The sequence below is a fragment of the Acidisoma silvae genome, from assembly GCF_020618775.1.
Classification (GTDB): domain Bacteria; phylum Pseudomonadota; class Alphaproteobacteria; order Acetobacterales; family Acetobacteraceae; genus Acidisoma; species Acidisoma silvae.
The window spans coordinates 409,462-429,351 of the sequence record NZ_JAESVB010000002.1 but is presented as its reverse complement, the minus strand read 5'-3'; the positions used below and the strand labels follow the sequence as shown (position 1 = coordinate 429,351).

17 protein-coding genes are annotated in these 19,890 nt (G+C 63.5%); 15 read left to right on the top strand and 2 right to left on the bottom strand.

Annotated elements, in window-relative coordinates; all coding sequences use genetic code 11:
* The first annotated feature begins 6 nt into the window (after positions 1–6).
* From frr to ASILVAE211_RS06495, 15 genes are all read left to right on the top strand, one after another.
* The gene (gene frr / locus ASILVAE211_RS06565; RefSeq protein ID WP_227320495.1) at positions 7–573 is read left to right on the top strand and encodes a ribosome recycling factor; all 567 of its coding nucleotides are present in this window, start codon (positions 7–9) and stop codon (positions 571–573) included.
* Between the two features lie 117 nt (positions 574–690).
* The gene (gene uppS / locus ASILVAE211_RS06560) at positions 691–1,365 is read left to right on the top strand and encodes a polyprenyl diphosphate synthase (protein ID WP_264478754.1); all 675 of its coding nucleotides are present in this window, start codon (positions 691–693) and stop codon (positions 1,363–1,365) included.
* Positions 1,292–2,233 (top strand): phosphatidate cytidylyltransferase, encoded by a 942-nt coding sequence (locus ASILVAE211_RS06555; RefSeq protein ID WP_227320493.1) that lies wholly within the window; start codon positions 1,292–1,294, stop codon positions 2,231–2,233. Before uppS ends, ASILVAE211_RS06555 begins: the two co-directional genes overlap by 74 nt.
* A complete protein-coding gene (locus tag ASILVAE211_RS06550; RefSeq protein WP_227320492.1) occupies positions 2,224–3,387 on the top strand; it encodes a 1-deoxy-D-xylulose-5-phosphate reductoisomerase in 1,164 nt (387 codons plus the stop codon). Before ASILVAE211_RS06555 ends, ASILVAE211_RS06550 begins: the two co-directional genes overlap by 10 nt.
* 35 nt (positions 3,388–3,422) lie before the next feature.
* Positions 3,423–4,535 carry an RIP metalloprotease RseP gene (rseP, locus tag ASILVAE211_RS06545; protein ID WP_227320491.1) on the top strand — a complete coding sequence of 371 codons (1,113 nt, stop codon included), beginning with the start codon at positions 3,423–3,425 and terminating at the stop codon, positions 4,533–4,535.
* Positions 4,536–4,796: 261 nt separating this feature from the next.
* Positions 4,797–7,148, top strand: coding sequence for an outer membrane protein assembly factor BamA (gene bamA / locus ASILVAE211_RS06540; protein WP_227320490.1), 2,352 nt, complete (start codon positions 4,797–4,799; stop codon positions 7,146–7,148).
* A 33-nt stretch (positions 7,149–7,181) separates the two neighbouring features.
* The gene (locus ASILVAE211_RS06535) at positions 7,182–8,030 is read left to right on the top strand and encodes an OmpH family outer membrane protein (protein WP_227320489.1); all 849 of its coding nucleotides are present in this window, start codon (positions 7,182–7,184) and stop codon (positions 8,028–8,030) included.
* A 2-nt stretch (positions 8,031–8,032) separates the two neighbouring features.
* On the top strand, positions 8,033–9,091 hold the full coding sequence (gene lpxD / locus ASILVAE211_RS06530; RefSeq protein WP_406566030.1) for a UDP-3-O-(3-hydroxymyristoyl)glucosamine N-acyltransferase: 1,059 nt from the start codon (positions 8,033–8,035) through the stop codon (positions 9,089–9,091).
* A 54-nt stretch (positions 9,092–9,145) separates the two neighbouring features.
* Positions 9,146–9,613, top strand: coding sequence for a 3-hydroxyacyl-ACP dehydratase FabZ (gene fabZ, locus ASILVAE211_RS06525; RefSeq protein ID WP_227320759.1), 468 nt, complete (start codon positions 9,146–9,148; stop codon positions 9,611–9,613).
* Entirely contained in the window at positions 9,610–10,425 is an 816-nt protein-coding gene (gene lpxA, locus ASILVAE211_RS06520; protein ID WP_227320487.1) for an acyl-ACP--UDP-N-acetylglucosamine O-acyltransferase, read from the top strand. The genes fabZ and lpxA overlap by 4 nt, the downstream gene beginning before the upstream one ends.
* 9 nt (positions 10,426–10,434) lie before the next feature.
* Entirely contained in the window at positions 10,435–11,289 is an 855-nt protein-coding gene (locus ASILVAE211_RS06515; RefSeq protein WP_227320486.1) for an LpxI family protein, read from the top strand.
* 114 nt (positions 11,290–11,403) lie between these two features.
* Positions 11,404–11,799: a lactoylglutathione lyase gene (gloA, locus tag ASILVAE211_RS06510; protein WP_227320485.1), complete on the top strand. Its 396-nt coding sequence runs from the start codon at positions 11,404–11,406 to the stop codon at positions 11,797–11,799.
* A 343-nt stretch (positions 11,800–12,142) separates the two neighbouring features.
* Positions 12,143–15,775, top strand: coding sequence for a vitamin B12-dependent ribonucleotide reductase (locus tag ASILVAE211_RS06505; protein WP_227320484.1), 3,633 nt, complete (start codon positions 12,143–12,145; stop codon positions 15,773–15,775).
* 208 nt (positions 15,776–15,983) lie between these two features.
* A complete protein-coding gene (locus ASILVAE211_RS06500; protein WP_227320483.1) occupies positions 15,984–16,826 on the top strand; it encodes an ornithine lipid ester-linked acyl 2-hydroxylase OlsC in 843 nt (280 codons plus the stop codon).
* Between the two features lie 26 nt (positions 16,827–16,852).
* The gene (locus ASILVAE211_RS06495; RefSeq protein WP_227320482.1) at positions 16,853–17,452 is read left to right on the top strand and encodes a nitroreductase family protein; all 600 of its coding nucleotides are present in this window, start codon (positions 16,853–16,855) and stop codon (positions 17,450–17,452) included.
* A gap of 38 nt (positions 17,453–17,490) precedes the next feature.
* Here ASILVAE211_RS06495 and ASILVAE211_RS06490 read toward each other — a convergent pair whose 3' ends face one another.
* Entirely contained in the window at positions 17,491–18,678 is a 1,188-nt protein-coding gene (locus ASILVAE211_RS06490) for a BaiN/RdsA family NAD(P)/FAD-dependent oxidoreductase (RefSeq protein ID WP_227320481.1), read from the bottom strand.
* A gap of 7 nt (positions 18,679–18,685) precedes the next feature.
* The gene (locus ASILVAE211_RS06485) at positions 18,686–19,864 is read right to left on the bottom strand and encodes an AI-2E family transporter (RefSeq protein ID WP_227320480.1); all 1,179 of its coding nucleotides are present in this window, start codon (positions 19,862–19,864) and stop codon (positions 18,686–18,688) included.
* Positions 19,865–19,890 lie beyond the last annotated feature (26 nt).

Sequence of the window (19,890 nt, the reverse complement as noted above, 5' to 3'; positions counted from 1 at the left end):
GGGCATGTGCCCGCTGACCTGAATGCTCTGAAGCAAGACCTGACCCGCCGCATGGACGGCGCAGTCGAGACCCTGCGCAAGGACCAGAGCGGCCTGCGCACCGGTCGTGCGAGCCCGGCTTTGCTGGAGCCGATCCGCGTTGAATCCTACGGCGCGATGATGCCGCTGCCGCAGGTCGGCACCATTGCCGTGCCGGAAGCGCGCATGATCACGGTCCAGGTTTGGGACCGCAGCATGGTCAATGCCGTTGTCGCCGCGATCCGCGATTCCGGGCTTGGCCTCAACCCGGGTGCCGACGGCCAGACCGTACGCGTGCCGATTCCTCAGCTGACCGCAGAACGCCGCGTCGAGCTTGCCAAGGCCGCGAATAAATATGCGGAAAGCGCCCGTATCGCCGTGCGCGCCGTGCGCCGCGACGGCATGGAGCAGATCAAGGCCTTCGAGAAGAAGAGCGAAATCGGCAAGGACGAGGCCGAGGATTGGTCTGGTATCGTGCAGAAGCTGACCGACAGCTACGTCAAGAAGCTCGACGAGATGGCGGCCGATAAAGACCGCGAAATCCGCCAGGTGTGAGACAGTCGATCGATGAACCGCGCCGTGCCCTCTGAGAGGGCCGCCGTTACCAGTGACGCTGGCGGCAAGCGTTCGAAAACCAGTGGCAGCGTGACCCCTTGCCACGTCGCAATTATCATGGATGGCAATGGCCGCTGGGCCAAGTCGCGCGGTATGCCGCGCGTGGCCGGCCATCATAGCGGCGCCAAGGCCGTGCGCCGCTGTGTTGAGGCCGCCATCGACCAGGGTGTCGAGTGGCTGACGCTGTTCGCCTTCAGCAGCGAGAACTGGCGCCGGCCGGAAGGCGAGGTCATGGAACTGACCAGCCTGCTGAAGCAGTACCTGCGCAGCGAAGTGGCTGAGCTTGCCAAGCAGGGAGTCTGTTTCCGGGTCATCGGCGACCGCGCTCGCTTCTCTCCCGAATTGCGCGCGGAATTCGACCGTGCCGAGCGGGAAACGGCCGGCAATCGTCGCCTTAACCTCACCGTCGCGCTGTCCTATGGCGGGCGGGATGAGATTGTGAAAGCCGCCCGCGCCATGGCCCATGCCGTGCAGGCGGGGACGCTCGATGCCGAAGCGGTGGACGAGCAGGCTTTCGGCAAATTCCTGTGGACGGCCGCCATGCCGGACCCGGATCTTCTTATCCGCACCAGTGGCGAGCGGCGTCTGTCGAATTTCCTGCTGTGGCAATGCGCTTATGCCGAGCTTATCTTCATGGATGTGCTCTGGCCGGATTTCGATGCCACGCATCTGGCCGCTGCCCTGGCCGATTTCGCCCGGCGTGACCGGCGCTACGGCGCCAGTGTCGGCTGAACCATCCAGTCTGATGCCGGAGACCGGCGCCTTGCCGCCGTCTCCGCCGCCGGCCAGGAAGGGACGATGGGGCGATCTGGGCAAGCGGGTCGGGTCCGCCATTGTCCTGGCGCCGCTGGCGCTGACCTGTCTGTGGTTTGGCAAGGGCGCCTGGGCCATTCTCATCGCCGCCTGTGCTTTGGGCTGCGCCGCCGAATGGGTGGGCATGAACAAGGCCAAGCCCTGGGCCTGGCCAACCGTGCTGCTCCCGCTGGGCATGGCCGCGATTCCGCTGATCGATCATAATTTCGGCGGCCTCACGGCGCTTGGTACTGCCGCCGTTTTCGCGGTGATCGGCTGGCTGGTCTTCGGCCGCGATACCCGTGCGCTGTGGCTGGCCGGTGGCTTCGTCTATCTCGCCCCCGCGGTCATCGCCCTGGTGCGGCTGCGGCATCTGCCCAGCGTCGGGCGCTGGGACATGGTCTATCTGGTGCTGATCATCTGGGCGAGCGACATCGGCGCCTATCTGGTCGGGCGGCTGGTCGGCGGCCCGAAACTGGCGCCGGCGATCTCGCCGGGCAAAACCTGGTCCGGCGCCGTGGGCGGAACGCTCGCGGCGGCCCTGGTGGGCCTGGGCGTCGCGGGGCTGGTCAGCCACCGCATTCCGCTCGTCCATTGCGTCGTGATCTCCATCATCATCGGCATTGCCTCGATGATAGGCGATCTGCTGGAAAGCGGTTTCAAGCGGTATTTTGGCGTAAAAGATTCCGGGCGCTCGATCCCCGGACATGGCGGCTTGCTGGACCGGCTCGACGGTATGCTGACGGCGGCCCCCACCGCCCTCGTGATAGCGCTATTGATCGGGGAAGGAGTGTGGCTGTGGCAGTGAAGACAATCAGCATCCTGGGCAGCACGGGCAGCGTCGGCACGCAAACCCTGGACCTGATCCTGGCCGAGCCCGACCGCTACCGCGTCCGCGCGCTGGTGGCTGGCCGCAATGCCCAACTGCTGGCGGAACAGGCAAAACTCTGCCGGCCGGAAATCGCCGTCATCCATGACGAGGCCGGGCTCGATACGCTGACCGAGGCCTTGGCCGGGACCGGCATTGCCGTCGCCGCCGGGCCGGATGCCGTGAACGCGGCGGCAGCTTTGCCGGCCGACTGGACCATGGCCGCGATCATCGGCATGGCCGGGCTTCACCCGACGCTGACGGCCATCCGCCGTGGCGGCGCCATCGCCTTCGCCAATAAGGAAGTGCTGGTTTCGGCCGGCGACATCATGATGGACGCGGTGACGGCGGCAGGCGCCCGTCTGCTCCCGGTCGATTCCGAGCACAATGCCGTCTTCCAGTGCTGGGAGCCGCAGAACGCGACGGCCATCGAACGCATCGTGCTGACCGCCTCCGGCGGGCCTTTCCGCCAGACCGAGCGGGCAGCCATGGCCGCCATCACGCCCGAGGCCGCGCTGAAGCATCCCGTCTGGTCGATGGGCGCCAAGATCACCATCGACTCGGCCACCATGATGAATAAGGGGCTGGAAGTCATCGAGGCGGCCCGCCTGTTCCGGCTGCCGAGTGCGGCGGTCGAGGTTCTGGTCCATCCGCAATCGGTCGTGCACGGCATTGTCTGCTATGCCGATGGCAGCATGCTGGCCCAGCTTGGCGCGCCGGACATGCATATCCCCATCGCTCATGCCCTGGGATGGCCGGACCGTCTGGTGACCAATGCCAAGCGGCTGGATCTCACCACGCTGTCACAGCTTGAATTCATGGCGCCTGACACGGACCGCTTCCCGGCGCTGCGCGTGGCGCGGGAGGTTCTGGTCGCCGGCGGTGGCGCGCCGGCCATCATGAATGCCGCTAACGAGGTGGCTGTGGCCGCCTTTCTGGCGCGGCGCATCGGTTTTCTGGATATCGTTGGCACAGTCGAAGCCGTGCTGGACCGGCTGGGCGTGCCGCCGGCGCCGGATCTGGACGCGATCATCGCGCTCGACGCGGCGGCGCGGCATGCGGCCGACGCCCTTATCCTGTCGCGTGCCGCGTGACGGCACCCCGGCCAATCCGCTAAAGACGGACCATTATGCACGATCTCATCAGCCTGCTTCGTACCGTCGTCTCCTTCGCCATCGTTCTGGGCGTGCTCGTCTTCGTCCATGAGATGGGCCACTACCTCGCCGCGCGCTGGCGCGGCGTGCATGTGGAAACCTTCTCGATCGGCTTCGGCCAGTCGGTGGCGCGCTGGACTGACAAGCGCGGCACGGTGTGGAAACTGGCCTGGATCCCCCTTGGCGGCTATGTGAAGCTGCACGGGCAGGAGCGTCCGGAGGATGTGTCCGACGAAGACCGCGCCGCCTGGCAGCAAGGCCGCACCTTCCACGAAAAATCCGTCTGGTCGCGCATGATTGTCATTGCGGCCGGCCCGATCGCAAATTTCATTCTGGCCGCCGTGCTGTTCATCGGTCTCTTCATGGCCGTCGGCAAGCCGATCGACGCGCCGGTCATCGGCCAGATCATGCCGGAATCCGCCGCCTCCCACGCCAAGCTGAAGACCGGCGATCTGATCCAGAGCGTCAATGGCGTCGCGGTCAAAAGCTTTACGGACATCCAGCAGCAGGTGGCACCCAATCCGGGCAAGGACATGGGGCTGATCGTGAAGCGGGGTGACGCCTCCATCATGTTCCGTGTGACGGCCGGCGCGGTGTCGGACGGTCATGGTGGGCAGAAGGGCGTTCTCGGCATCATCGAAGGGCCGCCCAGCTTTCAGCGTCTGGGGCCGGGCCAGGCCGTGGTTGAGGGGCTCAACCAGACCTGGACGGTCGGAAAGGAAACGCTGGCCGGATTGTGGCAAATTGTAAGCCATCGCACCGGGCTCAATCAGCTCGGCGGGCCGCTGCGCATCGCCTCGCTGTCCGGTCAGGTCGCCGCCATGGGCGTGGCCAGCCTGATCTCCTTCATCGCCGTGCTGTCGGTCAATCTCGGCCTAATCAACCTCTTTCCGATCCCCGTTCTCGATGGCGGTCATCTTCTTTTTTATATCGCAGAGGCGATCCGTGGCCGGCCGCTTCCGGTCAAGGCTCAGGAATATGGCTTCCGGGCTGGATTCGCCCTGTTGCTGTGCCTTTTCGTCTTCGCGACCTGGAACGACGTCAATCAATTGGGCTTCGTTCACTGGGTGACGCATCTCGCCGGATAACGTAGGAAGGACCCGATGTCGCGGTGAGAAAGACCTTGCCGCGATACGGGGGGCTGAGATAGGGCAAAGCCGCCGGTCCGTGTCTTGCGGTCGGGGCTGATTGCCGGACTATCCAGCAACTGCCGCGTGTCGCCAGACCGGAAGGTTTGGCCTCTCGATGGCGGAAGGTCCGACGGTCGGGGCCCACTGACGTTTTTGCCCGCCTGCCGATCGGGCTGGTTCTGCTACCGGCTTAAGCCGGAACTGAGGGAGACGCGTTCTTTGCTTCGCACTCGTGCTGCGCTGCTCGCAACAGCCTGCCTTCTGCCCGCGTTTGTCCCCGGTGCAGCCCATTCGCAAACTTTGCGCCCTCACACGAAACACGCGCGGCCGACTGCCGTTCCCGTGCAGTCGGGCAATACGATTGCGGCCATCGAGGTGCAGGGTAATCACCGCATCGAGGCCGGGACCATCGAGTCCTATATGCTGCTGACCCCGGGCGAGCCCTTCGACGCCAAGGCGATCGACCAGAGCCTGAAGACGCTCTACGCGACGGGCCTCTTCAAGAACGTCTCCATCACCCGCGTGGGGAATAATCTGGTCGTGGCCGTCAGCGAAAATCCGCTGATTGCCCAGGTCGCTTTCGAGGGCAACCACCAGCTGGTCAACAAGGACCTGGTCGGCATCGTCTCTCTGCGTGGAAATTCGGTCTATACGCCGCAGGCCGCTGAACAGGACCGCCAGGCGATTCTCGATGCCTATGCCCATAAGGGCTATTATTCGACGACGGTGGTGCCGCAGATCATTCTGCTGCCGGAAAACCGCGTCAACCTCGTCTATAAGATTCATGACGGTAAGGCGACCTTCATCAGCCGCATCGCTTTCGTCGGCAACAAGCACTTCAGCGAAGGCGCGCTGCGCGACGTCGTCAGCAGCCGCGAAAGTGCCTGGTGGCGCTTCCTGTCCACCAGCGATTCCTATGATCCTGGCCGCGTCGGCCTGGATCAGGATCTGCTCAGCCGCTTCTACCATCGCAGTGGCTATCCGGATTACCAGCTGCTGAATACGGAAGCCGAACTGGCGCCCGATCGCTCGTCTTTCTACATCACCTTCGTGCTGAACGAAGGGCCGCGCTATCGCATCGGCAAGGTCAATATCGTCTCGCATCTGCCGCATCTGGACGGTGCCACGACCAAGGGCGACCTGCAGCTGGGCTCCGGCGACTGGTATAACGGCGACGCTATCACCCAGAGCGTCCAGGCCATCACAACTGACGTGCAGGGCCGCGGCTTCGCCTTCGTTCAGGTCAAGCCGATCGAAACCAAGCGCGTGACCGCGACCGGCCAGCATGTCGTTGACCTCACCTTCGAGATCGACGAAGGCCCGCGCGTCTTCCTTGAGCGGATAGACATCACCGGCAACAGCCGCACGGAAGACAAGGTCATTCGCCGCGAGTTCCAGATCGCGGAAGGCGACGCCTTCAACGCGCAGAAGATCAAGGACTCTCGCGAGCGGCTGAATGAGCTGCAGTATTTCAAGAGCGTGGACATGAGCACGCAGCCGGGTTCCGCGCCCGACAAGATCGTGCTGACGACCGCCGTTCAGGAACAGGCGACCGGCTCCTTCACCATCGGCGGTGGTTACTCAACCGATGACGGTGCGCTGGTCGATCTCGGCCTGAACGAAAAGAACCTCATCGGCACGGGTATCGATGCCGGCATCACCGGTGTGCTGGCGCAGCGCGCCAGTCAGATCGATCTGTCAGTGACTGACCCCTATTTCCTCGACCGGAACCTGATGGTCGGCGGCGAGGTCTTCGACACCACGAACAACAACCTCGATATCTCGCAATACGAGGAACAGCGGCTGGGCTTCACGGCGCGCACGGGCTACGCGTTCAACAACTTCCTGTCGCAGACCTGGAACTACTCGCTGGTCGATCGTGACGTTTACAACGTCGAATCGGACGCCAGTATCTACGTCAAGAACGAGGCCGGCTGGTCCCTTCTGTCTCAGGTCGGCCAGTCGATTACCTGGGATCATCGCAACAGCACGCTTGACCCGCATACCGGCTATATCATCCGGCTCGGCACCGACTTTGCCGGTTTGGGCGGAAGCTCGGACTATGTGCGCGTAAAGCTGGACGCGGGCTACTATATCCCGCTCGACTATTTCACGGGCAACAGTTCCTGGACGCTGGCTCTGCGTGCCGGCGCCGGCAAGCTGTATCGCTACGGCAACGGCAACTACTACATCATCGATAACTTCTTCCTTGGCGGCGACAATATGCGCGGCTTCCAGGAAGGTGGCGCCGGTCCGCATGATACGGCGACGGGCGATAGTCTTGGTGGTGACACCATGATGACCGGGACGGCGGAAGTGCATTTCCCGCTGCCGATTTCCAAGGATATCGGGCTTTCGGGCCGCGTGTTCACCGATATCGGCACGCTCTATGGTACAACCGATTCTTACGGTGGCGTCTATCAGAACAAGTCGCCCCGCGTGTCGGTCGGTATCGGCTTCTCCTGGAATACGCCTTTCGGCCTGATCAACATCGATCTTGCCGATCCGATCGTGAAGTACAAATACGATCAGACTCAGGTTTTCCGCTTCGGCTTCGGCACGAACTTCTAGCTTTCATCCCGCTTCGGTAAGGTTGTAGATCCTTTGCGATACCTTTCTCGTTCTATTGTCGCCGTGGCGGCGGTGCTGATCCTCACCCCTGGCGCAGTCTATGCCCAGACGTCGCAGGGCTGGTTCGTTCCCAGCCAGGGCGGCGGCGGTGGCAGCGCCAAGCATGGTGCCGCCGCACCCGCGCATACCGCGCACCGTTCGGCAGCGATGCCCGACATGGGGCCGGCCATTCCGGTTGCGCCGGCCGCTGACCCGCAGGCCGAGGCTGCGGCCCAGGCTCAGGCCAGTGCGCCGATCCCGACCTTGCCGACGCTGATGAAGGAAAGCCCGCCGCCGGCGCCGATCATCGGTGTCATCGGCGTGCCGGACGTGCTGCAGGCTTCCACCGCGGCCCAGGCCGTGCAGAAGGAAATCGAGCGCCGCCGCGCGGCACTGACCGCCGAAGTGCAGAAGGAACAGGACATGTGGCGCCGCGTGCAGGCGGCACTGGCCGATCCCAATGCGCATTACAGCCAGGATGATCTGCGCAAGCGTGAACTGGCGCTGCAGCAGCGCATCGGCAATTCGCAGCTTGCCTTCCGCAACAGTGAAGCCCGCATCCAGGCCGCTGCCCAGGTGTCTCTCGGCCAGATCGAGCGCACGCTGATCGCCGTTATCCGCCAGGTGTCCACCAGCCGCGGCATGAATCTGGTGCTGCACCGGGCGCAGGTTGCGCTCAATATGAATGAGTTCGACATTACGGCCGAAGTCATCAAGCAGCTGAACCAGGTGCTGCCGTCTGTGACGGTTCCGCCGGACGCGGCTTTCGCGAAGGTGACGGCGGCCTCCATGCAGGCCCAACAGCAGGCTGAGCAGGGTCAGGGCGGCCCGATGGGTCAGTAAGGATCGACGGTTTGGTTCAATCCGTAGCTGGGGACTCGCGCTTTTTTCTGCGCGCGGGTCCTTTTCCACTTTCGGCCATCGCTGAGACGGTCGGCTTGGAGTTGGCGGGGCTGCCGATGGACCGTGTTTTCGCGGGCGTCGCACCTTTGCAGACGGCAGGAGCTGACGAGATCAGCTTCCTGACCAATCGAAAATATCTCGACGTGCTCAGCGAGACGCGGGCAGGGGCGGTGATCCTGGAACCGGCCTTGGTCGCGCAGGTTCCGGCCGGCGTCCTGGCAATCGCCTCGGCGCGCCCGACCACAGTCTGGGCGCAGGTCGCGCGGCTGTTCCATCCGCTGGAACTGGTGACGCCCGGCATTCACCCGACTGCGGTCGTGGACCCGACGGCGCAGATTGCGCCCGAGGCCGAGATCGGCCCCTATTGCGTGATCGGCGCCCGGGTCGAAATCGGGCCGCGCTGCCGGATCGGTCCTCTGGTTTCCATCGCCGATGGCGTCATCGTCGGCAGCGACACGCGTATCGGCTCTCACGCCTCGATCAGCCATAGTCTGATCGGTGACCGGGTGTTCATTTTTCCCGGCGTGCGTATCGGGCAGGAGGGTTTTGGCTTCGACCCGATGCCGACGGCGCGGGGTTTCACCACGGTGCCGCAGCTTGGCCGCGTCATTATCGAAGATGACGTCGAGATCGGCGCCAATTCCATGATCGACCGGGGGTCTGCCCAGGATACCGTGATCGGCGCAGGGTCGCGTCTCGACAATGCGGTGCAGATCGCCCATAACGTGCGCCTTGGTCGATGCTGTGTTATCGTGGCGCAGGCTGGTATATCCGGCTCCACGACTTTGGGCGATTACGTAACGCTCGCCGGCCAGGCGGGGGTTGCGGGCCATCTTCATATCGGTCAGGGGGCAAGAGTCGGGGCGCAGGCTGGCGTCATGGCGGATGTTGCACCCCGGGCATCGGTTGTTGGCAGTCCGGCTGAGCCCGTGAAAGAGTTTTTTAGACAGGTTGCCTTCTTGCGCCGGATGATGCGGCGCGAGGAAGCAGCGAAAAATTAGCGCGAATGCGGGCCTGAATTGATGGATGCAGAGACTGATCAAGGTCGCGAGGTGATGCCCGCAACCGTCGAGCGGCATAACGTGAATCTCGCGGAGATCATGCTTGATATTCCGCATCGATACCCGTTTCTCCTGATCGACAAGGTTATCGACATCGAGAAGAACGTCTCGGCTGTCGGGATCAAGAATGTCACGATCAATGAGGGCTTCTTCCAGGGACATTTTCCCGGCCATCCGGTGATGCCGGGCGTGCTGATCATCGAAAGCATGGCGCAGACCGCGGGTGTGCTGGTGGTCGAGACGCTAGGCCCGGAGTCCCGCGGCAAGCTCGTCTATTTCATGTCGATCGAAAGCGCCAAGTTCCGCCGCCCGGTCGTGCCGGGCGATCAATTGCATGTCCATGTGAGCAAAGAGCGCAATCGCGGCAACGTCTGGAAATTCCGCGGTGTGGTGCGGGTAGACGGCGTCTCGGTCGCGGAGGCGAATTTCTCCGCCATGATTCGCGATCGCGACGCCTCGTGAGTGCCGTTCATCCCTCGGCCATCGTCGAGGATGGTGCGGTTCTCGGCCAGGGCGTCGAAATCGGCCCCTTCTGCCATATCGGCCCGAATGTGGTGCTGGAAGATGGGGTCCGCCTTGTCTCCCATGTTGTGGTCGACGGTCATACGCGGATCGGCGCGGGCGCGGTTCTGTTCCCTTACGCCAGCGCCGGCTTGCCGCCGCAGGATCTGAAATACAAGGGCGAGCCGACGCGCTGCGAAATCGGCGCCGGCACGCAGATCCGCGAGCATTGCACCATCCATCGCGGCACCGCGACCGGCACCGGCATCACCAAGGTCGGTGAGAAATGCCTGCTGATGGCGGTGGTCCATGTCGCGCATGACTGCGTGCTGGGCGACGGCGTCATCATCGCGAATAACGTCGTCATGGGCGGCCATGTCAGCATCGGTGCCGGCGCGGTCATCGGCGGCAGTGCGGCCATCCACCAATTTGTGCGTATCGGTCACGGCGCCATGGTCGGCGGCGTTTCCGGCGTCGAGGCCGATGTCATTCCTTTCGGCCTGGTCATGGGCAATCGCGCCCGGCTGGCCGGGCTGAATATCGTAGGTCTGCGCCGCCGTGGCCAGGAATCGGCAGATATCCGCCGACTGCGCGCGGCCTTCCGGCTTCTGTTCCAGCAGGAGGGCGTCTTCGCGACCCGCCTGGCCGAAGCCCATCAACGCTACGGCGCTGATCCCTTGATCGCTGAAATTCTCGCCTTCATCGATGCGCCGAGTAAGCGCGGCCTGATTCGCCGCGACACCCGCACGGTCGAGACCGAAGACGCGGCCTGATCATTCGTCATGGAACCGGCCCTTGGCATCATAGCCGGAAGCGGACCGCTGCCGGCGCAGGTGGCCCGGGCCGCCGAGGCGGCCGGGCAGCGGGTTTTCATCATCGGCCTTGAGGGCCATGCCGAGCCGGATCGGCTGGCGCCTTTTCCCCATGCCTTTCTGCGTTTCGGCGGTGCCGTCCGCATCCTGTCCCTTCTTAAAGAACAGAACTGTCGTGACCTTGTCCTGGTCGGGCCGGTCAAGCGGCCGTCCTTCCGCGACCTGCGGCCGGACGGGGAAGGCCTGAAACTCCTCGCCCGCATCGGCAAGGCCGCCTTCATGGGCGATGACGGGCTGCTGAAGGCCGTCATCCGCGTGCTGGGCGAAGAGGGGTTTCGCGTCCGTGGCGCGCATGAAATTCTGGGCGGGCTGGTCGGCCGCGCCGGGCTGATGACCCGCACGGTGCCGGACGATCAGGCGAAATCCGATATCCAGCGCGGTATCGCCGTTTGCCGGGCGCTGGGCGTGGCGGATGTCGGCCAAGGCTGTGTGGTGCAGGCGGGAATTGTGCTCGCGGTGGAAGCGGTCGAGGGAACCGATGCCATGCTCGGCCGCTGCGGCGGCCTGGCCTGGCCGGGGCCGGGCGGTATTCTCGTGAAACTGGTGAAGCCTGGGCAAGAGCGGCGGGCCGATCTGCCGACCATCGGTGAGCAGACAGTACGCGGCGCGATCGCGGCCGGCCTGCGCGGCATCGCTTTCGAGGCGGGCGGCACGCTGATCGTCGAGCGCGAAAGCATGGTCGCGGCCGCCGATGCGGCAGGCTTTTTCGTGATCGGCCTGGGGCCGGAGGCGCTTGGCGCGCGTACGACCACAGGACGAAACTGATATTTTACTGTCACGGTGGCCAGCTTGGAAATGCCGGCGGCAGGGCGCACTCTGCCGCCGTGTTGCGGCCGGCCTTGGCTGCAGTTCCGATCTCAGTCTGAAGGACCAGAAATCATGAGCGGCACGTTTTCCTATCTCCACACCATGCTGCGGGTCGGCGACCTGGACCGCAGCATCGGCTTCTACACGACGCATCTCGGCATGAAGGAATTGCGCCGGAACGACGTCCCGGACGGTAAATATACCCTGGCCTTTCTGGGCTATGGCGATGAGAGCACGCACACGGTGCTGGAACTGACCTATAACTATGGCGTCGAGACTTATGATCTCGGCACCGCCTTCGGCCATCTGGCGCTCGGCGTGCCGGATATCTATGCGACCTGCGACGGTCTGCGGGCCGCCGGTGTCAAGATCAGTCGCGAGCCCGGCCCGGTGAAGTTCGGCACCACCGTGATCGCCTTCATCGAGGATCCGGACGGCTACAAGATCGAGCTGATCGAGCGTAAATAGGCAGCTAGGCAGGGGCTCGGCGCTAGCAAGAGCCCCTTTTCCCTCTGAAGATCAAGCTGCAACACCTGATTCTTAAACGAAAAGAATTTCGCGCGATTCGCGTGTGGTGACCCACTTCACGATTTTTATCGATGAAGTTTTTTTCACCAAATCCAAGACGGTTTGACGTAGCATTTCCTTGAGATTCGGGGGTGCCGGCACTCGCCACGCAGCCTTGGCTTCCCTGTCAAGCACAAGATGTGGTTGCTCTCCCGGGGTGTTAACCACTAGATTTGGTTAACGACGCGGCCGCGCTTCAGGCCAATCCCCCAATAGACCAGACTCTCTGACAGAGGATCATCGCATGCGCTTCGAACGCGAACTGACGGCCGGATTGGATGGTCGATACGGCGATATCGAGTTTGTTCGCGCGACGAGTGAAATCCGCAATCCCGATGGTTCGGTGATTTTCCGCCTCGCCGATATCGAGGTGCCCAAGGCCTGGTCGCAGGTCGCCTGCGACGTTCTGGCGCAGAAGTATTTCCGCAAGGCGGGCATCCCGGCGGCGGTGAAGCCGGTCGACGAACCCGGCGTTCCCGCCTGGCTGCGCCGCCATGTGCCGGATACCGATGCGCTGGCGAAGCTGCCCGAAGGCGAGCGTCTGGTCGGGGAAAAGCAGGCTCAGCAGGTCTTCGACCGCCTGGCCGGCACCTGGACCTATTGGGGTTGGAAGGGCGGCTATTTCGATTCCGAGGAAGACGCCCGCGCCTTCCGCGACGAGCTTTGCTACATGCTGGCCCGCCAGATGGCCGCGCCGAATTCCCCGCAATGGTTCAATACCGGCCTGCACTGGGCTTATGGCATCGACGGTCCGGCCCAGGGCCATTTCTATGTCGACCCCGCCAGCGGCCAGGTCGTCGAATCGAAAAGCGCCTATGAGCATCCGCAGCCGCATGCCTGTTTCATCCAGTCCGTCGCCGACGATCTGGTGAACGAGGGTGGCATCATGGACCTGTGGGTCCGCGAGGCGCGCCTGTTCAAATACGGTTCCGGCACCGGCTCCAACTTCTCCCGCCTGCGTGGCGACGGCGAGCGCCTGTCGGGCGGCGGCCGTTCCTCGGGCCTCATGAGCTTCCTCAAGATCGGTGACCGCGCGGCTGGCGCCATCAAGTCCGGCGGCACCACGCGCCGCGCCGCCAAGATGGTGACGGTCGATGTCGACCACCCCGATATCGAGGCCTTCATCGACTGGAAGGTGATCGAAGAGCAGAAGGTCGCGGCCCTCGTCTCCGGCTCCAAGATGACGAAGCGCCAGCTGGATGGCGTCGTGCGCGCCGCCCGCGAAGCGGCGCCTGATCTCGGCGACGCGGCCTATGACGTCACGAAGAATAGCGCGCTGAAGGCTGCCGTGCGAAAGGCCAAGGATTGCGCCATCCCGGAAAACTACATCCGCCGCGCCATCGACGCCGCCAAGAACGGCGCCGAGAGCTTCGACTTCCGCACCTATGACACCGATTGGGACAGCGAAGCCTATCTGACGGTTGCCGGCCAGAACTCCAACAACTCCGTCCGTCTCACCAACGACTTCCTGCAGCGCGTGCTGGATGACGGCGAATGGAACCTGATGCGCCGCATCGACGGCAAGGTTCACAAGACGCTGCGCGCCCGCGCGCTTTGGGACAAGATCGGCTATGCCGCCTGGGCCTCTGCCGATCCGGGCCTGCAATTCGATACGACGATTAACGAATGGCATACCTGCCCGGCCGGTGGACGCATCAACGCGTCCAATCCCTGCTCGGAATACATGTTCCTGGACGACACCGCCTGCAATCTGGCGTCCCTCAACCTGCTGACCTTCCGCCGGGAAGATGGCAGCTTCGACACCGCGCTCTATACGCATTGCGTCCGCATCTGGACCGTCGTGCTCGAAATCTCCGTGCTTATGGCGCAGTTCCCGTCCAAGGAAATCGCCCGCCTGTCCTATGACTATCGTACGCTCGGTCTCGGCTACGCCAATCTGGGCGGCCTGCTGATGGCCGAAGGCATTCCCTATGACAGCGACGAAGGCCGCGCCATCTCCGCCGCCGTCAGCGCGGTGATGACGGGCGTCGCCTATCGCACCTCCGCCGAAATGGCGGGTGAGCTTGGCCCCTTCCCGGAACATGCGCCGAACGCCGAGAGCATGCTGCGCGTCATCCGCAACCATCGCCGTGCGGCGATGGGCGAGACCAAGGGCTACGAAGGTCTCACCGTTCTGCCCGTGCCTTTCATGCGCGAAGATTGCCCGGACAACGGTCTGGCCGGCGCGGTCGCCGATGTCTGGCACGAGGCTTTGGCACTCGGCGAAAAGAATGGCTACCGCAACGCGCAGGTTTCCGTCGTGGCGCCGACCGGCACTATCGGTCTGGTCATGGATTGCGACACCACGGGTATCGAGCCGGACTTCGCGCTGGTGAAGTTCAAGAAGCTGGCCGGTGGCGGCTATTTCAAGATCATCAACCGCGTTGTCCCCGATGCCTTGAAGACGCTCGGTTATGACGCGGCGCAGACCGACCGCATCATCCGCTATGCCGTGGGTCATGCGACGCTGGCCGGCGCGCCGGCCATCAATGCCGAGAGCCTGACGGCCTTCGGCTTCGGCCAGGACGATCTGGCGAAAGTCGAGTCCTCGCTGCTCAGCGCTTTCGACATCAAGTTCGTCTTCAATAAATGGACGCTGGGCGAGGAGATGCTGACCGGCAAGCTCGGCTTCACCTCGGCCCAGATCGAGGCACCCGGTTTCGATCTTCTGTCCGCGCTCGGCTTTACCCGCGCGCAGATCGAAGCGGCGAATACCTATGTCTGCGGTGCGATGACGCTGGAAGGCGCGCCGGAACTCAACCCCGCGCATCTGCCGGTCTTTGACTGCGCCAATCCCTGCGGCCGCATCGGCGTGCGCTTCCTCTCCGCCGAGAGCCATATCCGCATGATGGCGGCCTCTCAGCCCTTCATCTCGGGCGCCATTTCCAAGACCATCAACATGCCGAATTCGGCTTCGGTCGAGGATTGCGCGCAGGCCTATATGCTGTCCTGGCGCCTGGGCCTGAAGGCCAATGCGCTGTATCGCGATGGTTCCAAGCTCAGCCAGCCGCTATCCTCGCAGCTGATCGAGAGCGAGGATGAGGCGGAAGAACTGATCGCCGCGCCGCCGACCGTGCAGGCCGTCGCCATGGCGGAGCGTATCGTGGAGCGTGTGATCCAACGCGCTGAGCGCCGGCGCCTGCCGGATCGCCGCAAGGGCTATACGCAGAAGGCGACCGTCGGCGGTCACAAGGTCTATCTTCGCACCGGCGAATACGAGGACGGCTCACTCGCCGAGGTCTTCATCGACATGCACAAGGAAGGTTCCGCCTTCCGCTCGCTGATGAACAACTTCGCCATCGCGATTTCGATCGGCCTGCAATACGGCGTGCCGCTGGAAGAATTCGTCGAGGCCTTCACCTTCACCCGCTTCGAACCGGCGGGCATGGTGCAGGGCAACGAGGCCATCCGCATGGCGACCTCGATCATCGACTATATCTTCCGTGAACTGGCGATTTCCTACATCGCGCGCAATGATCTGGCCCATGTCGACCCGGCCGATCTGATGCCGGACACCATCGGCAACGGCGCGTCGGAAGGCAATTTGCCGCGCAGCGGCGATGCGACGGCCGAGCAGGCGCGCTCGATGCTGGCCGATATCCAGCGCGGCGTCAGCAAGGGCTTCGTGCGCGGCACCATGGGCGTGCCGCCCGCGGCCTCGGCGGCGGTGTCCGGCATTGCCGCCACCACCAGCCTGCGTCCGGCGATGATGGCGGAAGCGGTGACGCCGGGTGATGACCGCGCCGCCAAGATGCGGGAAGCCAAGGTGAAGGGCTATGAGGGCGACAGCTGCCCCGAATGCGGCAATTTCACCATGGTGCGGAACGGCACCTGCCTGAAATGCGTCACCTGCGGGTCCACCAGCGGCTGCTCGTAATCGGGTAAAGCTGTGACGGTCTGACAAGGGCCGGCCGATCCCGATCAGGGATCGAGCCGGCCCTTTTTAATTGACGGCCTATGATCTGCCGCAATGGCCGTCACGGATGCATAGGCGTCTAATAGGGCAAAGCCTCGCCAACGCATTGTCACTGTCGTATCACAGAGACTGCGAATGAGACTGACTGCCTTGCCTGCGGAGATCAGCGATGAATACAGCAACCACGCCCCAGGCTGCGGCCGGGACAGATCATGAAGCCCAGCAGAATTTCGGGACGGCCGGCATCAAACCCATGGGCCGCCCCAGCCTGACCACCCGGATTGTCATGCGAGTCGTGTCCTGGGTCGAAAAGCTCAATCTCAGCTGCGCCAAGCTCGGCAATCCGCCCGTCTATGACAAGGCGACCTTTCCCTGGGCCGTCGAGGTTGAAAAGGAATGGCATCTGATCCGCGCCGAGCTGGACAAGCTTCTGCTGCGCAAGGCCGATCTGCCGAGCTTCCACGATATCTCGACCGATGTCTCCACCATCAGCACCGATGCCGGCTGGAAGACCTTCTTCCTCACCGGTTACGGCCTGACCTCGGAGAAGAACACGCAGCAATGCCCCGAGACCTGGCGCATCGTGCAGAAAATCCCCGGTCTGCAGACGGCCATGTTCTCTATCTTCGAGCCCGGCAAGCATCTGCCCGCCCATCGCGGCCCCTATAACGGCGTGCTGCGCTTCCATCTGGGCCTCATCGTGCCGAACCACCCTGACAAGATCGCCATCCGCGTCGATCAACAGGTCTGCAATTGGCAGGAAGGAAAGGCGCTTATCTTCGACGACGCCTTCGAGCACGAAGCCTGGAACCATTCCGACGAAACCCGCGTGGTTCTCTTCGTCGACTTCAACAAGCCGCTGCGCTTTCCGGCGAACCTGATCAACGCCGCCTTGCTGCGCATCGCAATCTTCACGCCCTTCATCAAGGAAGGGGCGGATAATCATAATGAGTGGGAGAAGAAGTTTTACGCGGAGGCCGAAGCCCTGCGTAATGCGCCGCCGAAGCACTGAGCTCAGTTCGCTTAAAAGGACCTGTCATGACGAAATCCGCTAATTTCCGCGAAGCCGATCACGAGATCGAGCCGATCTTCCTCGAGCGCTGGTCCCCCCGCGCTTTCACCGAGGAAACCATTTCCGAAGCCGACCTGTTCTCGATGTTCGAAGCGGCCCGCTGGGCGCCGTCTTCCTACAATTCCCAGCCCTGGGTCTTCGTCTATGCCCTGCGCGGCTCCGCGCATTGGGACAAGCTGCTCGGGCTGCTGAACGAGTTCAACCAGTCTTGGGCCAAGCGCGCCGGTGCCATCGTCGTCATCGCGTCCCACACCACCATGCTGCCGCCGGGCGCCGAAAAGGCCATTCCGTCGCATAGCCATTCCTTCGATGCCGGTGCCGCCTGGGGTGCCTTTGCGTTGCAGGGCTCCAAGCTCGGCTGGCACACCCATGCCATGGTCGGCTTCGACATTCCGCGCGCCTTTGCCGAACTCGGCTTCCCGGAAGGCGTCCGCGTCGAAGCGGCGGTCGCCATCGGTCGTCAGGGCGACAAGTCGATCCTGCCGGAAGGTCTGGCCAAGCGCGAAACGCCGAGCCCGCGCAAGCCGATCACCGACTTCATCTTCGAAGGCTCTTTCTCGAAGTAAGGCTGCATTCCGCCGGGGCAGCGCCACGGCGGAACCGTCTATACTGCCTGGCCGGCGGCAAAACCGCTGGCCCAGGCCCATTGAAAATTATAGCCGCCCAGCCAACCGGTGACGTCCACGGACTCGCCGATGAAATGCAGACCCGGTACGTCATTGGACGCCATGGTCTGAGAGGAGAGAGCGCGGGTGTCGATGCCGCCGCGCGTCACTTCCGCCTTCGCAAAACCTTCCGTACCTTCCGGCGTCAGCCGCCAGTTCTGCACGCGCTCGGCCAGAGCCCCGATCACCTTGTCACTCGTCTCGCCGATCGGCGGGGCCTGATCGTCTTCCGGTGCGAGCGCATGGGCCAGGCGCTGCGGCAGATGCTCGGCGAGCGCCGTGCGCAATGCGACCCGAGGCCGGGTACGCTTGGTCGCCAGCAGCGCCTCGCGCGCATTCGCCCCCGGCAGAAGATCGACCGTGAAACTGTCGCCGGCCTTCAGATAGCTTGAGATTTGCAGGATCGCGGGGCCGGAGAGGCCGCGATGGGTGAAGATCATCGCCTCGCGGAAGCGCGTCTTGCCCGCCGTGGCCACCACCTCGCAGGGCGTGCCGGACAGGCCGCGCATCAGCGGCAGATCGGGCTGGTCAAAGGTCAAAGGCACCAGCGCCGGCTCGGGTTTGATCATGGGCAGGTCGAATTGCTCGGCGATGCGATAGGCGAAGCCGGTGGCGCCCAGTTTGGGAATGGATAATCCGCCGGTCGCGATGATGAGGGCCGGCGCCCTGAACTCCTCGCGGCCCTCTGTCTTCACGTGAAACATACTCTGGCGACTGACGGACGCGATGGGCGTGTCGAAGCGGAAGATGACGCCGGCGTCCCGGCAGCCCTTCATCAGCATGGCGACGATCTGCTGCGCAGACCCGTCGCAGAAAAGCTGCCCGAGCGTCTTTTCATGCCAGGCGATGCCGGCGCGATCGACCAGCGCGATGAAGTCTGCCGGCTTGTAGCGGCTGAGCGCCGATTTCGCGAAATGCGGATTGCCGGACAGAAAGCGGTTGGCCGGAGCCTCCCGGTTGGTGAAGTTGCAGCGCCCGCCGCCGGAGATAAGGATCTTGGCGCCGGGCTCGGCATTATGGTCCAGCAGCAGCACGCGGCGGCCGCGCTGGCCCGCCGTCATGGCGGCCATCAGCCCGGCGGCGCCGGCGCCGATGATGATGGCGTCGAATTTCGTCTCGGTCGTCATGCCTGTCCTAGCCTTCGAGCAGATGGCCGAAGGCGCGGAAGGGGCGCAGCCGGTCGCAGATGATCTTCAAAATGGCGAGCATCGGCACCGCCAGAATGGCGCCGGCCACGCCCCACATCCAATACCAGAAGATGAGCGACAGCATCACCGCGACAGGATTGATGGTGAAACGGCTGGCCAGCAGCATCGGCGTGATGATCTCGCCTTCCGCGACATGGATGCTGAAATAGAGACAGGCCGGCAAAACCGCGATCCAGGCGAAACCCGAGGTCACGATGCCGACGGCAAGAAAAACAAGAATGCCGACGAAGGGACCGAGGATTGGCACAAAGTTCAGGCAGAAGGCGACAACGCCCCACAGCACCGGTCCCGGCACACCGCAGATCCACATGACCAGCCCGGTGGCGCAGCCGACCACCGCGTTGATGATGGTGATCGTCAGCAGATAGGCGGAGAGGTCGCGCTCCATATGCATGGAGATCTCAACCGCTTCGCGTTTGTCATCGAAGCGCGGCAGAACTTCGACCAGACGGCGCAAAAATGTTTCGCCGAAGACAAGAAGGTAGAAAAGTACCAGAAGCGTTTCGAGCAGGTTGGAGGCGACGGTTCCGGTACCGCTGAAGACCGCTGTCACCATGCCGACAGGGTGCGAAAGGATAGAGTCCGCGCTGCCGAAATGGATGCCCATGCCCGACAGGAGATGATCCAGTCTATGCACGGTCGGCTGCAAAACCGCGAAACGTTGTTGCAGCATCGGCCAGGCCTGCGGCAGTTGCGCGGCCCAGCGCGAGGCCGGGCTGGACAGCAGCGCGCCGAGACCGACGAAGACCCCCAGCAGCAGAATGATGCAGACTAGGGCGCCAACCGCTTTGGGAATGCGGATGCGTTCCAGCAGCTTGACCAGCGGCTGGAACAGAAGCTTCAGCACCATCGCGAGCACGACCGGCAGAATGATATCCCGCGCGACGTAAAGACAGCTGAGCACGGCGATGATGGTCAGGATGCCGAGGAACACGGTATTCCAGTTGCGCGGCAAAGGCATTTCGCGCGGCTTCGGGTCGTGCAGATGCGGGTCACTGACCGCGATGCCGAGTGCGCGCCCTAATTCGCCACGCGCTTTGCGCGTGGCGGTTTCCATGGGTCCGGCTGTGGGCTTCGCTTCGTTCAAGGGCGTGGAATCGGGCATTCCGTTTATCCGGCTGTCAGCAGTTG

What these genes read in the sequence shown, in the direction of transcription:
- uppS (WP_264478754.1), top strand. Translation starts at nt 691, where the DNA reads ATGGATGGCAATGGCCGCTGGGCCAAGTCGCGCGGTATGCCGCGCGTG.
- ASILVAE211_RS06555 (WP_227320493.1), top strand. Translation starts at nt 1,292, where the DNA reads ATGCCACGCATCTGGCCGCTGCCCTGGCCGATTTCGCCCGGCGTGACC.
- rseP (WP_227320491.1), top strand. Translation starts at nt 3,423, where the DNA reads ATGCACGATCTCATCAGCCTGCTTCGTACCGTCGTCTCCTTCGCCATC.
- fabZ (WP_227320759.1), top strand. Translation starts at nt 9,146, where the DNA reads ATGCCCGCAACCGTCGAGCGGCATAACGTGAATCTCGCGGAGATCATG.
- ASILVAE211_RS06515 (WP_227320486.1), top strand. Translation starts at nt 10,435, where the DNA reads ATGGAACCGGCCCTTGGCATCATAGCCGGAAGCGGACCGCTGCCGGCG.
- gloA (WP_227320485.1), top strand. Translation starts at nt 11,404, where the DNA reads ATGAGCGGCACGTTTTCCTATCTCCACACCATGCTGCGGGTCGGCGAC.
- ASILVAE211_RS06505 (WP_227320484.1), top strand. Translation starts at nt 12,143, where the DNA reads ATGCGCTTCGAACGCGAACTGACGGCCGGATTGGATGGTCGATACGGC.
- ASILVAE211_RS06500 (WP_227320483.1), top strand. Translation starts at nt 15,984, where the DNA reads ATGAATACAGCAACCACGCCCCAGGCTGCGGCCGGGACAGATCATGAA.
- ASILVAE211_RS06495 (WP_227320482.1), top strand. Translation starts at nt 16,853, where the DNA reads ATGACGAAATCCGCTAATTTCCGCGAAGCCGATCACGAGATCGAGCCG.
- ASILVAE211_RS06490 (WP_227320481.1), bottom strand. Translation starts at nt 18,678, where the DNA reads ATGACGACCGAGACGAAATTCGACGCCATCATCATCGGCGCCGGCGCC.
- ASILVAE211_RS06485 (WP_227320480.1), bottom strand. Translation starts at nt 19,864, where the DNA reads ATGCCCGATTCCACGCCCTTGAACGAAGCGAAGCCCACAGCCGGACCC.